The 13150-nt window shown below is 76.0% G+C and carries 15 protein-coding genes; 11 read left to right on the top strand and 4 right to left on the bottom strand.

The window, feature by feature from the left end; translation table 11 throughout:
• Position 1: 1 nt before the first annotated feature.
• A complete protein-coding gene (locus tag ACI8AF_RS02805; protein WP_456538139.1) occupies positions 2-154 on the bottom strand; it encodes a hypothetical protein in 153 nt (50 codons plus the stop codon).
• 51 nt (positions 155-205) lie between these two features.
• The gene (locus ACI8AF_RS02800; RefSeq protein ID WP_456538138.1) at positions 206-973 is read right to left on the bottom strand and encodes an enoyl-CoA hydratase-related protein; all 768 of its coding nucleotides are present in this window, start codon (positions 971-973) and stop codon (positions 206-208) included.
• A 50-nt stretch (positions 974-1023) separates the two neighbouring features.
• On the opposite strand from ACI8AF_RS02800, the gene hemW reads away from it, so the two are divergent.
• The 7 genes from hemW (at position 1024) to ACI8AF_RS02765 (ending at position 8276) form a co-directional block, all read left to right on the top strand.
• On the top strand, positions 1024-2211 hold the full coding sequence (gene hemW, locus ACI8AF_RS02795; RefSeq protein ID WP_456538137.1) for a radical SAM family heme chaperone HemW: 1188 nt from the start codon (positions 1024-1026) through the stop codon (positions 2209-2211).
• Positions 2212-2240: 29 nt separating this feature from the next.
• Entirely contained in the window at positions 2241-3962 is a 1722-nt protein-coding gene (locus ACI8AF_RS02790; RefSeq protein WP_456538136.1) for a SulP family inorganic anion transporter, read from the top strand.
• Between the two features lie 14 nt (positions 3963-3976).
• Positions 3977-4846: an oxygenase MpaB family protein gene (locus tag ACI8AF_RS02785; protein ID WP_456538135.1), complete on the top strand. Its 870-nt coding sequence runs from the start codon at positions 3977-3979 to the stop codon at positions 4844-4846.
• Positions 4847-4916: 70 nt separating this feature from the next.
• Positions 4917-5801 (top strand): ABC transporter ATP-binding protein, encoded by an 885-nt coding sequence (locus ACI8AF_RS02780; protein WP_456538134.1) that lies wholly within the window; start codon positions 4917-4919, stop codon positions 5799-5801.
• Positions 5798-6544 carry an ABC transporter permease gene (locus tag ACI8AF_RS02775; RefSeq protein WP_456538133.1) on the top strand — a complete coding sequence of 249 codons (747 nt, stop codon included), beginning with the start codon at positions 5798-5800 and terminating at the stop codon, positions 6542-6544. The genes ACI8AF_RS02780 and ACI8AF_RS02775 overlap by 4 nt, the downstream gene beginning before the upstream one ends.
• Positions 6545-6564: 20 nt before the next feature.
• Positions 6565-7674 carry a sensor histidine kinase gene (locus ACI8AF_RS02770; protein ID WP_456538132.1) on the top strand — a complete coding sequence of 370 codons (1110 nt, stop codon included), beginning with the start codon at positions 6565-6567 and terminating at the stop codon, positions 7672-7674.
• The gene (locus tag ACI8AF_RS02765; RefSeq protein ID WP_456538131.1) at positions 7671-8276 is read left to right on the top strand and encodes a response regulator transcription factor; all 606 of its coding nucleotides are present in this window, start codon (positions 7671-7673) and stop codon (positions 8274-8276) included. The genes ACI8AF_RS02770 and ACI8AF_RS02765 overlap by 4 nt, the downstream gene beginning before the upstream one ends.
• On the opposite strand, the gene ACI8AF_RS02760 is transcribed toward ACI8AF_RS02765, so the two are convergent.
• Entirely contained in the window at positions 8273-8914 is a 642-nt protein-coding gene (locus tag ACI8AF_RS02760; protein ID WP_456538130.1) for a type II toxin-antitoxin system VapB family antitoxin, read from the bottom strand. The genes ACI8AF_RS02765 and ACI8AF_RS02760 overlap by 4 nt on opposite strands.
• On the opposite strand from ACI8AF_RS02760, the gene hrcA reads away from it, so the two are divergent.
• The 4 genes from hrcA to ACI8AF_RS02740 all read left to right on the top strand — a co-directional run bounded on the left by hrcA (position 8874) and on the right by ACI8AF_RS02740 (position 12243).
• Positions 8874-9896 (top strand): heat-inducible transcriptional repressor HrcA, encoded by a 1023-nt coding sequence (gene hrcA / locus ACI8AF_RS02755; protein WP_456538129.1) that lies wholly within the window; start codon positions 8874-8876, stop codon positions 9894-9896. The two genes, ACI8AF_RS02760 and hrcA, sit on opposite strands and share 41 nt — an antisense overlap.
• 9 nt (positions 9897-9905) lie before the next feature.
• Positions 9906-11048, top strand: coding sequence for a molecular chaperone DnaJ (dnaJ, locus tag ACI8AF_RS02750; protein WP_456538128.1), 1143 nt, complete (start codon positions 9906-9908; stop codon positions 11046-11048).
• Complete coding sequence (locus ACI8AF_RS02745) at positions 11045-11803, top strand: 16S rRNA (uracil(1498)-N(3))-methyltransferase (protein WP_456538127.1); 759 nt, start codon at positions 11045-11047, stop codon at positions 11801-11803. Before dnaJ ends, ACI8AF_RS02745 begins: the two co-directional genes overlap by 4 nt.
• An 80-nt stretch (positions 11804-11883) precedes the next feature.
• Complete coding sequence (locus ACI8AF_RS02740) at positions 11884-12243, top strand: histidine triad nucleotide-binding protein (RefSeq protein ID WP_456538126.1); 360 nt, start codon at positions 11884-11886, stop codon at positions 12241-12243.
• On the opposite strand, the gene ACI8AF_RS02735 is transcribed toward ACI8AF_RS02740, so the two are convergent.
• Positions 12244-13092 (bottom strand): alpha/beta fold hydrolase, encoded by an 849-nt coding sequence (locus ACI8AF_RS02735; protein ID WP_456538125.1) that lies wholly within the window; start codon positions 13090-13092, stop codon positions 12244-12246.
• Positions 13093-13150 lie beyond the last annotated feature (58 nt).

The raw sequence follows: 13150 nt of genomic DNA, 5'->3' as shown, positions 1-13150 counted from the left end.
CTCAGCCGGCCGCGTTGCGCAGCACGAACTCCCGCTGCTCGGTCTCCTCGTCGCGGACCGGGTGCGCCGAGACGTCGGTAGTCTCGACCAGGTCCTCGGGGCGCACCGGCTCGGGCAGGTGCCGGAAGCGCTCGTCGTCGCGCCGCTCGGTCATGGCAGGGAGTCTGCAGGTCCTGGTGCTCTGCCCACCAGGGTGGGCAGAGCACTAGGACGCCGGTACCCACCTGGCCGGGCGCTTCTCCCGGAAGGCCGCGATGCCCTCCTGGCCCTCCTCGCTGGCGAAGAACCGGGCCGAGAGCTCCAGCAGGTCGTCGAACCGCAGCGGAGGAGCGCCGGCCCGCAGCAGCCGCTTCGTCTCGGCCAGCGCCGCGGGCGCGCCGGCCGCCAGCGCGGCGACCTGCTGTGCGACCACCTCGGAGACCTCGTCGTCGGCCGTGACCAGGTCGACCAGCCCACCGGCCGCGGCGGTGGCGGCGTCGAAGACCTCGCCGGTCAGCATCAGCCGGTGCGCGACGTGGGTCAGCATCCGCGGCAGCACCACCGCCGAGATCACCGCCGGGACGACGCCGATCCGCACCTCGCTGAACGCGAAGGTGGCCGCGGCCCCCGCGACCACGACGTCGCACGCGGCCAGCAGCCCGACCCCCCCGGCCCGCGCCGGACCCCGGACGGCGGCCAGCACCGGCTTCGGCGACGACCAGAGCGCCGCCAGGATCTCGGGGAACTCGCGGACCCCCTGGTCCTGCACGCCGCCGCCCGCGGCCTCCGACAGGTCCATCCCCGAGCAGAACACCCGGCCGGTGTGGTCGAGCACGACCACCCGCACCGCGTCGTCGGCGAGCGCCTCGGTCAGCGCGGCGCGCAGCTGCGCGCGCACCGCCCGGGACAGCGCGTTGCGGTTGGCGGGGGAGTCGAGGGTCAGCGTCGCCACCCCGCGCTCGACCGTGACCTTCAGGACGTCGTCGTCGCTCACGCCCGCCGATCCTGCCGGTCGGCGGCGCGGACGGGGGACACTGGGAGCAGATGGACACCTTCGAGCTGCCGGAGACCGCCCGCGACGGCCTGGCCACCACGCCCTTCGGGCTGTACGTGCACGTGCCGTTCTGCGCCACCCGCTGCGGCTACTGCGACTTCAACACCTACACCTCCGAGGAGCTCGGCCCCGGCGCCAGCCGGTCGGAGTACGCCGGGACGGCGATCGCCGAGCTGCGCGCCGCGGCGGCCGCCCTCGGGCCCGACCTGCCGACGGTGCGCACCGTGTTCGTCGGCGGCGGCACCCCGACGCTCCTGCCGGCCGACGACCTGGCCGCCGTCCTCGCCGAGATCCGGCGGCTGTTCCCCGTCGCCGACGACGTCGAGGTGACCACCGAGGCCAACCCCGAGACGGTGACCCCGGCGTCGCTGGCGACCCTGCGCGCGGCCGGCTACACCCGGGTCAGCCTCGGCATGCAGTCGGCCGCCGAGCACGTGCTCGCCGTCCTCGACCGGCGGCACACCCCGGGCCGGGCGGTCGAGGCCGCCCGCGAGGCCCGCGCGGCCGGCTTCGAGCACGTCAACCTCGACCTCATCTACGGCACGCCGGGGGAGACCGAGGCCGACTGGGCGGCCAGCCTCGACGCCGTCCTCGCCGCCCCGGTCGACCACGTCAGCGCCTACGCGCTGATCGTCGAGGAGGGCACCCGGCTGGCCCGGCGGATCCGCCGCGGCGAGCTGCCGATGCCCGACGACGACGTCCTCGCCGACCGCTACGAGCAGGCCGACGCGACCCTCCGCAAGGCCGGGTTCGAGTGGTACGAGGTGAGCAACTGGGCGACGTCGGACGCCGCCCGCTGCCGGCACAACGAGCTCTACTGGGCCAACGCCAACTGGTGGGGCATCGGCCCCGGCGCGCACAGCCACGTCGGCGGCCTGCGCTGGTGGAACGTCAAGCACCCCGCCGCCCACGCCGACCGGCTGGCCCGCGGCGAGAGCCCGGCGGCCGGCAGCGAACTGCTCGACGACGCCGACCGGGCGCTGGAGGCGATCATGCTCGGCCTGCGGCTGCGCGACGGCCTGCCGCTCACCGCGCTGTCCGCCGTCGGCCGGACCCGCGCCGCGGCCGCGGTCGACCGGGGCCTGCTCGAGCCGGGGGCGCACGCCGCCGGCCGCGCCGTCCTCACCGACCGCGGACGGCTGCTCGCCGACGCCGTCGTCCGGGACCTGACCGACTGACGGCCCCGGGCGCGGCAGGATGTCCCGCCGTGACCAGCGAGCCCACGGGTGCCTGGCGGCTCGCGCCGGGACTGCACCGGCTGCGCCGCTACGAGCGGGCCTGGCTGCGCCCGGACGTCCTCGCCGGCGTGGGGGTCGCCGCCTACCTCGTGCCGCAGGTCATGGCGTACGCGGCGGTGGCCGGTCTGCCCCCCGTCACCGGGCTCTGGGCGATCGGCGTCGCACTGCTCGTCTACGCCGCCCTCGGCTCGTCGCGGCAGCTCTCGGTGGGCCCGGAGTCCACCACGGCCCTGATGACCGCCCTGGCGGTCGCTCCGCTGGCCGACGGCGACCCGGTGCGCTACGCGGCCCTGGCCGCCGCGCTCGCCGTGCTCGTCGGCTTCCTGTGCCTCCTCGCGCGGCTGGCCCGGGTCGGGTTCGTGGCCGACCTGCTGTCCAAGCCGGTGCTGGTGGGCTACCTGGCCGGCGTCGCCGTGCTGATGGTCGTGAGCCAGCTCGAGCGCGTCACCGGCGTCCCGGTCGACGGCGACGGCGTCCTGGCGGAGCTGGGCTCGTTCCTCCGGGGGCTCGGGGAGGTGCAGCCGCCCACCCTCCTGCTCGCCACCGGCGTGCTCGTCCTGCTCCTGCTCGTGCAGCACTGGTTCCCGCGGGCGCCGGCACCGCTGATCGGCATCCTCGCCGCGGCGGCCGCCGTCGCCGTCTTCTCCCTCGGCGACCGGGGGATCACCGTGGTCGGCGAGATCCCGGCCGACCTGCCCGCCGTGGGCATCCCCGCCGTCGGCCTCGCCGACCTCACCGCGCTGCTCCCGGCCGCCGTCGGGGTGGCGATCGTCGGCTTCACCGACAACGTGCTCACCGCGCGGGCGTTCGCCCAGCGGGGCGGCTACCGGATCGACGCCGACCAGGAGCTGCTCGCCCTCGGGGTCGCCAACGTCGGCGTCGGGTTCGCCCAGGGGTTCCCGGTGAGCAGCAGCGGCAGCCGCACGGTGATCGGTGACGCCCTGGGCAGCCGCAGCCAGCTGCACTCGCTGGTCGCGCTGGCCACCGTCGTCCTGGCCCTGCTCCTCGCCGGGCCGGTCCTCGCGGCGTTCCCGACCGCGGCGCTCGGCGCGATCGTCGTCTACGCCGCGCTGCGGCTCGTCGACGTGGGGGAGTTCCGCCGGTTCGCCGCGTTCCGCCGCAGCGAGTTGCTGCTCGCCCTCGCCACCACGGCCGGCGTCGTCGTCCTCGGCGTGCTGCCCGGCGTGCTGGTGGCCGTCGGCCTCTCCGTGGCCGACCTGCTGCGCCGCGTCGCCCGACCGCACGACGGCATCCTGGGCTACGCCGAGGGGATCGCCGGGATGCACGACATCGACGACCACCCCGGGGCGCGGCTGGTGCCGGGCCTGGTCGTCTACCGCTACGACTCCCCGCTGTTCTTCGCCAACGCCGAGGACTTCCGGACCCGCGCGCTGGCCGCGGTCGACGGCGTGCCGACGCCGACGGAGTGGTTCGTGCTCAACGCCGAGTCCAACGTCGAGGTCGACCTCACCGGGCTGGACGCGCTGGAGGAGGTGCGGGCCGAACTGGACAGGCGGGGCATCGTCTTCGCGATGGCACGGGTCAAGGAGGACCTGCGCGTGCCCCTGGCGGCGGCGGGCCTGGTCGACCGGATCGGCGAGGAGCGGCTCTTCCCGACCCTGCCGACCGCGGTCCAGGCTTACGTCGCCTGGTACACGGCGCGGCACGGGGCGCCGCCGCCGGAGGCGTGACCGGAGGGGGCGCGGTGGGGCGCTACGACGTGCTGCGGCGGATCGAGGCGCTCGACCCCGGCCGCGACTTCCGCGAGATCTACCAGCTGACCTGCACCTACGAGTTCCCGTGGGACATGAACCAGGCGCTGAGCTTCGCCCTGTTCCGCACCTACGCGGTGCCGGGCATCGGCGGTCTGCTGGCCGGCACCGGCGAGCTGGTCGACCGGGTGCAGAAGCGCTACGACGACACCGTCCTCATCCTCGAGGCGATCCTGCGGCACGGCTTCACCGACGGCGACGGGCGGACGGCGCTGCGCCGGATGAACCGCATGCACGCCTTCCACGGCATCGGGAACGACGACCTGCGCTACGTGCTCGCCACCTTCGTCGTCACCCCGATCCGCTGGCTGGACGCGTTCGGCTGGCGCCCGATGACCGAGGTCGAGCGGATCGCGAGTGCCAACTACTACCGGGCGCTGGGCCGGCACATGGGCATCCGCGACGTGCCGGAGACCTGGCAGGCGTTCGCCCGGCACCTCGACGCCTACGAGCGGGCGCACTTCGCCTTCGACCCCGGCGGCCGCCGCGTCGCCGACACCACCCTCGAGCTGCTCAACACCTTCCCGCCCAACGACCGGCTGCCGCCGGCCCTGGTCCGGCGGATCTCCTACGCGCTCATGGACGGGCCGCTGCTCGACGCACTCGGCTACCCACGTCCGCACCCGGCGTTCCGGGCGCTGGTCCGCGCCGGCGTGCGGGCCCGCGGGCGGGTGGTGCGGTTCCTGCCGGCGCGCCGCGCGCCGCGGTGGGCCGGCGACATGCCGCAGGTCCGCAGCTACCCGCACGGGCACGACGTCGCCGAGCTGGGCACGTTCCCCGAGCGGCAGGGCGCCCCCGCGTGACGGATGTCAGGCGGGATCGACGACGTCCCGCACTGCCGCGGCACCAGGGCCGGCCGCGAGGCTTGCCGGCGTGCCAGACTCGCTCGCCCTCGACGTCTCGGGGCTGACCGTCCGCTTCGGCGACACCGTCGCCGTCGACGGCGTCGACCTCGCCATCCCGCGCGGCCGGACCGTCGCCCTGCTCGGCCCCAACGGCGCCGGCAAGTCCACCACCGTCAACGCCGTCCTCGGCCTGCTCCGGCCCGCGGCCGGCAGCATCCGGGTGCTCGGCCGGTCGCCCGCCGCCGCGGTCCGCTCCGGCGCCGTCGGCGCGATGCTGCAGCACGGCGGGCTGCCGACCGAGGCGCGCGTCGGCGAGCTGCTCGACCTGGCCCGGCGCAGCTACCCGACCGCCTGGCCGCTGGACGACCTGGTCGTCACGGCCGGCATCGACGGCCTCCTCGGACGCAGCACCGACCAGCTCTCCGGCGGCCAGCGCCAGCGGGTGCTGCTGGCCCTCGCCCTGGCCGGCGAGTCGCCGCTGCTGCTGCTCGACGAGCCGACCTCGGCCATGGACGTCGAGGGCCGCCGCGCCTTCTGGACGACGATGCGCGCGCTGGCCGGGCGCGGGCACACGGTCGTCTTCGCCACCCACCACCTCGACGAGGCCGACGCCGTCGCCGACCGCGTGGTGGTCGTCTCCGGCGGCCGCGTCGTCGCCGACGGGCCGGCCGCGCAGATCAAGGCGCGGGCCGCCGGGCGGACCATCTCCTTCACCGCCGCCGGCGGCCGGTTCGACGGCGTCCCCGGTGTGACCGCCGCCGACCGCCGCGGCGACACCGTCGCCCTGACCACGGTCGACCCGGAGGCCACGCTGCGTGCCCTGCTCACCGACGGCGTCCCGCTGGCCGACCTCGAGGTCCGCGGCGCCAGCCTCGAGGACGCCGTCCTGACCCTGACGGGAGCTGCCCGATGACGACCCTGCTGCTCTTCCAGCTGCGCCGCGTCGGCCGCAACGAGCAGTACCTGTTCTTCACCGTCCTGCTGCCGGCGCTGTTCACCGTCTTCTTCACGAAGGTCTTCGGCGGCCAAGCGACCTCGGCCGCGCAGTACCAGGACTACGCGGGGAACTTCCTGGTGTCGATGATGGCGTACGGAGCGCTCGGCGCCGCCCTGGGCGCCACCATCCGGCTCTCCTTCGACCGGGCCTCCGGCTGGCTGCGCCAGCTGCGGGTGATGCCGGTGCCGACCTGGTCGGTGCTCGCCGTCGAGGTCGTCGTCGGCGCCCTGCTCACCCTGCCCAGCCTGGTGGTCGTGGCGCTGGTCGGCCGCTTCGTCAACGGCGTGCAGCTGCCGCTCGCGACCTGGGTGGCGCTGGCCGCCGTGCTGTGGGTGGGCTCGCTCGCCTTCGTCGCCCTCGGACTGCTCATCGGCCTGGCGCTGGACGAGAAGGCCGCGGGCGGCGCCATCGGCATCCTCGGCGTCGTGCTGGCGACCCTGGGCGGGCTGTGGGTGCCGGTGCAGGTGTTCCCCGAGGCCCTGCGGGCGGTCGCCCACGCGATGCCGTCGTACTGGTACGCCGAGCTCGGGCGCGACGTGGCCGCCGGGTCGGCCCCCTCGCCGTCCGCGGTGCTCGCCGTGCTCGGCTTCGGCGTCCTGTTCGCGGGCCTGGCCACCCTGGTGGGCCGCCACCGTCCGCTGCACGCCGTCTCGGGATGAGCCGGGCTACCGTCCGGGGCGTGGACGGACGCGGACGTCGGCAGCAGATCGGCTGGGCCCTGCCCTGGCTGCTGTTCCAGGCGTTCCCGGTCGTCGACCTGGTCACCACGCCCCGGCCGGTGTGGGAGACGGTGCTGGCCGGGGTCGCGCTGCTGGCCTTCACCGTCGTCTACCTCGACGTGTTCCGGCGGGCCTTCAGCCCCTGCGGGCCCGTCGGCGCGCGGCTGGTGGTCGTGGTCGCCCTGGGCGTCGCGCTCGCCGCCTGGCAGGGGCCGCCCTGGGCCGGCCTGATGATCTACGTGTCGGCCGCCGTCTCGGTCGCGCTGCCCACGCGCTGGATCGCCCCGGCGGTGCTCGGGGCCGCGGGCGTGTGCGCGGCCGTGCTGGCGGCCCACGGCCAGCTCGGCGAGCTGTTCATCCTCCCGGTCATCTGCCTGCTCACCGCCTTCGCGCTGCAGGGCACCCGGCACCTGATCTCGATCAACGCCGAGCTCACGGAGGCCCGGGAGGAGCTGGCCCGCAACGCCGTCGCCGAGGAGCGCCTGCGCTTCGCCCGCGACCTGCACGACCTGCTCGGCCACAGCCTGTCGCTCATCGCGCTCAAGAGCGAGCTCGCCGGGCGGCTGGCCGAGCGGGACCCGGCACGGGCCCGCGAGGAGATGGCCGACGTCGAGGCCGCCGCCCGCCGCGCGCTGGCCGAGGTGCGCGACGCCGTCAGCGGCTACCGGCAGGTCAGCCTCGGCCAGGCGCTGGCCGAGGCCCGCTCGGCCCTCTCCGCCGCCGGCGTCGGGCTCAAGGCGCCGGCGGTGCCGCCGCTGCCCGCGGCGGTCGACGCCGCGCTCGGCTGGGTGGTGCGGGAGGCGGCGACGAACGTGCTGCGGCACAGCGGCGCCCGGTCGGTCACCGTCGAGCTCGCCACCACGGACGCCGACGCCACCCTGACCGTCACCGACGACGGCCACGGGCCCTCGGGGACGGCGACGGGGGGTGCCGGCCTGGCCGGCCTCGCCGAGCGGGTCGAGGCGCTGGGCGGGCACTTCCAGAGCGGTCCGGCGCCCGGTCGGGGCTTCCGGTTGCAGGCCCGGCTCCCGGTCACCGCGCCGGCGCCGACGCGGGTGGGCGCGGCGTGATCCGGGTGCTCATCGCCGAGGACCAGTCGATGGTCCGCGGGGCGCTGCGGGCGCTGCTCGACCTGGAGGACGACCTGGAGGTGGTCGCCGAGGTCGGCCGCGGCGACGCCGTGGTCGAGGCCGCGCGCGAGCACCGGCCCGACGTCGCACTGCTCGACATCGAGATGCCCGGCATGGACGGCCTCGAGGCCGCCCGCGCGCTGGCCACGGCGCTGCCGGAGGTGCGGGCCGTCGTCCTCACCACCTTCGGCCGGCCCGGGTTCCTGCGCCGGGCCATGGAGGTCGGCGCCTCCGGCTTCCTGGTCAAGGACGCCCCCGTCGCCGAGCTGGCCCGCGCGATCCGTGCGGTCGTGGCGGGGGAGCGGGTCATCGACCGCGAGCTGGCCGCCGCGGCGCTGGCCATCGGCGCCACCCCGCTGTCGGCCCGCGAGGCCGACGTGCTGCGCGAGGCGGCCGACGGTGCCACGGTCGCCGAGATCGCCCGCCGGCTGTTCCTGTCGGAGGGGACCGTGCGCAACTACCTGTCCTCGGCGATCGGCAAGACCGGCGCCCGCACCCGTGTCGAGGCCGCCCGGGTGGCCGAGGAGAAGGGCTGGCTTTAGCGGCGTTCGCGCTGCTGCGGGGCCGGCACCGGCGGCTGGGCGGGCAGCGTCTCGGTGGTCGGCCCGCTGGCCGCCTGCGACACCGGCATGAGCGCGTCGAGGTCGAGCACGCGGACGTGGATCACGTTGCGCTGCTGCAGCGCCGCCCGCAGCGCCCGGTGCAGGCCGTCCTCCAGGTACAGCTCGCCGTGCCACAGCACCGCGTGCGGGAAGAGGTCGCCGTAGAACGTCGAGTCGTCGGCGAGGAGGGCGTCGAGCGCCAGCTCCCGCTTCGTCGTCACCAGCGTGTCCAGCCGGACCTGCCGGGGTGGGATCAGCGCCCAGTCCTTGGTGGTCATCCCGTGGTCCGGGTAGGGACGGCCCTCGCGCACCGCTTTGAAGATCAGGGGAACGACCTCCGCTGTCCTGCCCCGTCCCGGGCCACCGTCCGGACCCACCCTAACGGGCGGGTCGAGCCCGCGCCGCTCCCTCGCCGGGGCGCCGACCCGCCGCGAGGCGCGCGACGGGAGCAGCCTCCGGTCGTATGCTGAACTGGCACTCGATCCCTGCGAGTGCCAACCGCCGGCACGGCGTCGACCGGTACGGGGAGGTGTACGCGTGGCGCACGAGGAGCGGCGCCTGGAGGTCCTCCGGGCCATCGTCCAGGACTTCGTCTCGACCAACGACCCGGTGGGCAGCAAGGCCCTCGCCGAGCGGCACGACCTGGGGGTCTCGCCGGCGACCATCCGCAACGACATGGCGGTGCTGGAGGAGCAGGGCTACATCACCCAGCCCCACACCAGCGCGGGGCGGGTGCCCACCGACAAGGGCTACCGGCTCTTCGTCGACCGGCTCTCGGCGATCAAGCCGCTGTCGGTCGCCGAGCGACGCGCCATCGAGCGCTTCCTCGACGGCGCCGTCGACCTGCACGACGTCCTCGGCCGGACGGTGCGGCTGCTGGCGCAGCTGACCCGTCAGGTCGCCGTCGTCCAGTACCCGACCCTGTCGCGCAGCTCGGTGCGGCACCTCGAGGTGGTGCCGGTCGGCGCCACCCGGCTGCTGCTCGTCCTGATCACCGACACCGGCCGGGTGGAGCAGCGGACCGTCGAGACGCCGGTCGAGGTCGACCACGAGGCGGTCGCCGAGCTGCGGGCCCTGCTCAACTCCGCCTTCGTCGGGGTGAAGCTCGCCGACGCCGGGGCCAAGGTGCCCGACCTGCTGGAGACCGTCCCGCCGCACCTGCGGGCGCTGGTCGGCGCCGTCAGCGCCACGCTGATGGAGACCCTGGTCGAGCCGGGGGAGGACCGCCTGGTCATCGGCGGGACGGCGAACCTCGCCCGCAGCGGGGCCCTGGACTTCCCGCACAGCGTCCGGCCGCTGCTGGAGGCGCTGGAAGAACAGGTCGTGGTCCTGCGGTTGATGGGAGAGGTGGACCCGGGCACCGTGCTGGTGCGGATCGGCGAGGAGAACGCGCACGAGGCCCTGGCCGGCGCGTCGTTCGTCTCCGTGGGGTACGGCTCCGGGGACCGCGCACTGGGTGGGCTGGGCGTCGTCGGCCCCACCCGCATGGACTACCCGGGCAACATGGCCGCGGTCCGCGCCGTGGCCCGCTACGTCGGCCAGCTGCTGGCCGAGAGCTGAGGAAGAGACTTGCCGACCGACTACTACGCCGTTCTGGGGCTCGCCCGGGGCGCGACGGACAACGAGATCAAGCGCGCCTACCGGCGGCTGGCCCGTGACCTGCACCCCGACGTCAACCCCGACCCCGCGGCCAAGGAGCGCTTCCAGGAGGTCAACCGCGCCTACCAGGCGCTGACCGACCCGGACAAGCGCCGCATCGTCGACCTCGGCGGCGACCCGTTCGACACCGCCGGTGCGGGTGCGGGCGGGGGCAACCCGTTCGGCGCCGGCTTCGGCGGCCTCGGCGACATCATGGACGCCTTCTTCGGCGGCGGTGCCGCCACGCGCGGTCCGCGCAGCCGCGTGCGCGCCGGCGGCGACGCCCTCATCCGGGTCGAGCTCGACCTCGACGAGACCGTCTTCGGCACGACCAAGGAGCTCACCGTCGACACGGCGGTGCTCTGCACCACCTGCAGCGGCGCCGGCACCGCGCCCGGCACGCACCCGACCACCTGCACCACCTGCTCCGGCCGCGGCGAGGTGCAGAGCGTGCAGCGCTCGTTCCTCGGCCAGGTCGTCTCCAGCCGCACCTGCCCGACCTGCGCCGGCACCGGGCAGGTCATCCCGGAGCCGTGCCCGCAGTGCGCCGGCGACGGCCGCGTGCGCGCCCGCCGGACCATCCCGGTGAAGGTGCCGGCGGGGGTCGAGGACGGCATGCGCATCCGGCTCACCGGGCACGGCGAGGTCGGCCCCGGCGGCGGCCCGGCCGGCGACCTGTACGTGGAGATCCACGAGCGGCCGCACGCGGTGTTCACCCGCGACGGCGAGGACCTGCACTGCCGGGTCACCCTGCCCATGACCTCGGCGGCGCTGGGCACCACGCTGAACCTGACCACGCTCGACGGCGAGACCGAGCTCGACATCAAGCCCGGCACGCAGTCCGGCAGCGTGCTCACGCTGCGCGCGCAGGGCGCCCCGCGGCTGCGGGCCACCGGCCGGGGCAACCTGCTGGTGCACGTCGAGGTGCAGACGCCGACCAAGCTCGACGCCGAGCAGGAGAAGCTGCTGCGCGAGCTGGCCACGCTGCGCGGCGAGGACACCGCCGGCTCCACCCGCGAGAGCCAGCAGGGCTTCTTCTCCCGCGTCCGCGACGCGTGGAACGGGCACGCATGACGGCCGACACCGGCGCGCCCGAGCTCGACGGCGCCCCGCTGTTCCTGCTCGACGAGCTGCCCGACACCGAGGAGCTGCTCGTCGGGGGCGCGGAGGGCCGGCACGCGGTCGACGTGCTGCGCCTGGCGCCGGGGGAGACGGTCCGGGTCGGCGACGGCCGCGGGCTGGTGGCCGAGGGCGACGTCGTCGCCGCCGGGCCGGAGGGCCTGCGGGTGCGGGTGCGCGCCCGCCACGAGGTGCCGGCCCCGCAGCCGGAGCTGGTGCTGGTGCAGGCGCTGCCGAAGGGCGACCGCGGCCCGCTCGCCGTCGACCTGGCCACCGAGCTGGGCGTCGACCGGATCGTGCCGTGGACGGCGTCGCGCTGCGTCACCCGCTGGCGGGAGGACCGCGTCGACAAGGGCCTGGCCAAGTGGCGGGCCGCGGCGCGGGCGGCCACGAAGCAGTCACGCCGGCCGCGGGTCCCCGAGGTGACCGGGCCGATGACCACCCGGCAGGTCTGCGGGCTGCTCGCCGACGCCGACCTGGCGCTGGTGCTGCACGAGCAGGCCCGCCGTCCGCTGGCCGAGGTGCCGGCGCCGCGGCAGGGGACCATCGCCGTCGTGGTGGGCCCCGAGGGCGGGCTGACCGACGGCGAGATCGTCGCCTTCCGCGCCGCGGGCGCCGAGCCGGTCCGGTTGGGCCCGGAGGTGCTGCGGACCTCCACCGCCGGCGCCGCCGCCCTCGCCGCGCTGAGCGTCAAGGTCCGCTGGGCCTGACGCGGAACGGCCCCTGTCCAGGGGCCCGCCCCGGGCTTGCGAGGGGTGGGGAGGACAGGGGTCCTTATAGGGTCGCGGGCGTGAGCGACTGCCTGTTCTGCCGCATGGTCGCGGGGGAGATCCCCGCGGACGTCGTCCACGAGACCGACCGCGTGCTGGCCTTCCGCGACATCAACCCGCAGGCCCCCACCCACGTGCTGGTGATCCCGAAGGAGCACCACCGCAACCTGGGCGCCCTCGCCGCCGCCGACGCGGACCTCCTCGGCGAGGTCGCGCGGGCCGCGCACGCGGTGGCGCAGCAGGAGGGGCTCGTGGCCGACGGCGGCGTCGAGCCGGGCTACCGCGTGGTCACGAACACCGGCCCGCAGGCCGGCCAGTCGGTCGACCACCTGCACCTGCACGTGCTGGGCGGCCGGGGGCTGGGCTGGCCGCCCGGCTGATCACCCGGCGACCAGCGCAGCCAGACGGTAGGGGTCTTCCTCGGGGCCGAGGTGCCCGAGGTCGTCGAGGACGACGAGGTCGTCGCCCAGGCGGTCGGCGACGACCGCCGCCAGCGCCTCGGGGCGGAAGAAGCAGTCGTGGGCGCCGGCGACGACCACCCGCGGCACCCCACGCCACCGGTCGGTCACCTCGCGCGGGAGGGGACCCGGCGCCCCCGCGGCGTGCACGTGCCGCGCGACCAGGGCCAGCCACTCGACCAGCTCGGGCCTCGGCGCGTGCCCGGGGCCGGACATCCGGCCGGCGAGCGCTGCGGCGCTGCGCGGCGAGGGCCGGACGAGCCACCGCAGGGTCACGGCGAGCACGACCGGGGACACCCGGGCCGGCACGAAGCCCGCGGGATCGACCAGCACGAGGCGGTCGACCGCGCCGGGCGTCGCGCACAGGGCGACGGCGGCGCCCAGGGAGTGCCCGACCAGCACGAGCTGGCCGGCGCCGTCCTCCCGCACCCGGGCGACCACCTGGTCGACCCACCGTCCGTACGCGGCCATCCGATCGGGCCCCGGCCGTTCCGCCGTGCTCAGCCCCGGCTGGCCGGGCAGGTCCGGGACGACCACCTGGCCGTGCGCCCGCAGTTCCGCGACCAGGCGCAGGCTGGTCGCGGCGTTGAAGTGGGTCCCGGGCAGGAGGACGAACGTCCGGGGCCCCTCGCCGGTCACCAGGAGGTGGGTGGCACCCGTGGTGGTCTCCAGCGTCGTCCGCCCGTGCGGCACGGGCCAGGCGGCGAGCCGGTCGGCGCACCAGGCCTGCAGCCGCTCGCGGCCCTCGTCGGAGCGGTACACGCCGGCCACGCGCGGGACGCTAGCGCCGCGAACGCACCCCGGGTGCGTCCTCCGGCGCGGCCCTGAC

It is taken from the genome of Blastococcus sp. SYSU D00669, from assembly GCF_054050715.1.
This window is presented reverse-complemented; position numbering and strand designations above follow the sequence as displayed.